The 1,988-nt window shown below is 56.4% G+C and carries 2 protein-coding genes and 1 pseudogene; all 3 read left to right on the top strand.

From position 1 onward, the window contains the following. Window positions 1-299: pseudogene (locus tag AC1DX0_RS35175) on the top strand (hypothetical protein); the annotation flags it as partial. Beyond that, a complete protein-coding gene (locus AC1DX0_RS35170) occupies window positions 296-871 on the top strand; it encodes a hypothetical protein (RefSeq protein ID WP_477220557.1) in 576 nt (191 codons plus the stop codon). The pseudogene AC1DX0_RS35175 and the gene AC1DX0_RS35170, both read left to right, overlap by 4 nt. 109 nt (window positions 872-980) lie before the next feature. Then, window positions 981-1,847: an ATP-dependent DNA ligase gene (locus tag AC1DX0_RS35165; RefSeq protein WP_477220558.1), complete on the top strand. Its 867-nt coding sequence runs from the start codon at window positions 981-983 to the stop codon at window positions 1,845-1,847. Window positions 1,848-1,988: the final 141 nt, after the last annotated feature.

The raw sequence follows: 1,988 nt of genomic DNA, 5'->3' as shown, positions 1-1,988 counted from the left end.
GCCTAGGGCCGGACGAATATCTCACCGTTGACGCATCGGTGAAGGTTCGCGGCAGAAGAACCGAGGAATCGAAGGCAAATTTGAAGAAGCTTGCTAACGATTTGGCGGACATAACCGACGGAACCGTCCAAGTTGAGGGGCGGGATGGAAAACTCTCGGATGGCGACGCAATTCTGCGTACGAACATGCCTTTTGACCTTCCCCACGACGGCTCTAACCTACTGGATTTCAACAATGTTGCCGACCAACTGCAGGAAGTGTATTCACGATTTGTTCGTGATGGTAAGATCATCGCATGACATTCAGGATAATCACGGTCCTCGCACTCGCCGCCGCCATCGGTTTGGCCGCATGGCGCGTTGATCTGCAATATCTATTTACGGCATTTCAACCCACCACAGTTGCACTCTCCATAATGGCTGCCGCTGTTTTGGTGAGGCTCAATCGAGGCATGCCAACGCTCGATTGGAAAAGCCTTGAACCGAGGGGGCGGAAGACCCTCACAGCCAAGATCGTAAAATTGCAACAAGAGTACTTGTCCATCCTTGGGATCAATGTGGCCCTCGTTGGGACCCTGATTTATCTAGTTGTTGTAACACCACCGGCGACCGCTCTTTGGCCCGAATGGGTGCGGCGGTCGGTCTCAGGGGGGTTAGCGGGTGGTATGGTCTTGGCCTTGGCGCGCATGGCGCTCGTGGTTTGGCGAGACTATGACATCGTGAGGCTTCAGAAATTGCTTATCGACACTGCCGCCGACAAAGAATTCCAAGCGGCGCAAGAAGCCACGGCTGCAGTGGCACTCGGCTCAATGAGGGGTGGTCTGCGTCCGCTGGAACCGACCAAGGTGTCAGACTGGGACCCAAAAAAATAGCGTAGCCGCTCTCTTGGATATTTCGGTGCGGCGTTCAGGCGTGGACCGGAACGTTATTGGAACCTAATATACCCCAACGGATTGAATCGTGGGTTTTGTAGGTCCGTTCATGCGTTTGAAGTTCATTCCGCCGTTGATGCCCGAAATGATAGAGAAGCCCCCGGCGGGCGACGACTGGATTCACGAAGTCAAATTCGATGGCTACCGGTCTCAAATCATAGTCGAAAAATCTGACATCCGAATTTTCACCCGTCGCGGTCTCGACTGGACCTCCAAGTACCGCGACCTCGCCGCCGCCGCGAGGTCCTTTGGAGCCGAAACTGCCATCGTCGACGGTGAAATCATCGTCCTAAATGAAGCAGGCCTGTCGGACTTCGGCGCACTCCGATCAGCCATAACGCAGCGCCAGCATGATCTCTATTTCGTCGCTTTCGACCTTCTCCACCTTAACAGCCACGATCTGCGCGACATGGCGCTGGAGGACCGCCGCGAGGTCCTAGAGAGCCTGATTCCACCCGACATCCGCATTCAGTTCAGCCAAGCGCTACCGGGGGAGGCGAGGGCGATCTTTCACCTTGTTGACCAAGCCGGGCTTGAAGGAATGGTGTCGAAGCGTCGGGGCAGCAAATATCGCAGTGGCTTATCGACCAACTGGCTTAAGACGAAGTGCTATTCAGTCGGTGAGTTTGACGTGCTTGGCGTCGAACGGGAGGCCGGCAAGCCCGCCTTCGCTCTGATGGCGGAGCGAGGGACTGGCCGATATGTCGGATCGGCCTTCATCACATTGAACCGGGAGTTACGTGAGAGGCTCTGGAAGCGTGTGCAGGACCATGCAGGGCCTCCTCCGAAGGGCATGAAGCGGCCGGCGACGCAGTGGGTCAAGCCGGGGCTCGTGGCCACAGTGAAGTACCTGCGTGGCGAGGAAGACCTGCGGCATGCGTCGCTACAGGATTTCCGGGAAGAACCGGGATACTAAGATTACGCGTAAGGGGCGGGAAAATGCCAAGCGCCGGGGCATGATCAAGCTGGCCGGCAGATTGGGCGGAAGCATGGACCCCGCCTACGCCAGACCCCAGTTAACTGGACTCCAGTTTTCAAACGACGCATTCTTCCCTTT

This window comes from Mesorhizobium sp. P3_A9 (genome assembly GCF_056402975.1).
This window is presented reverse-complemented; position numbering and strand designations above follow the sequence as displayed.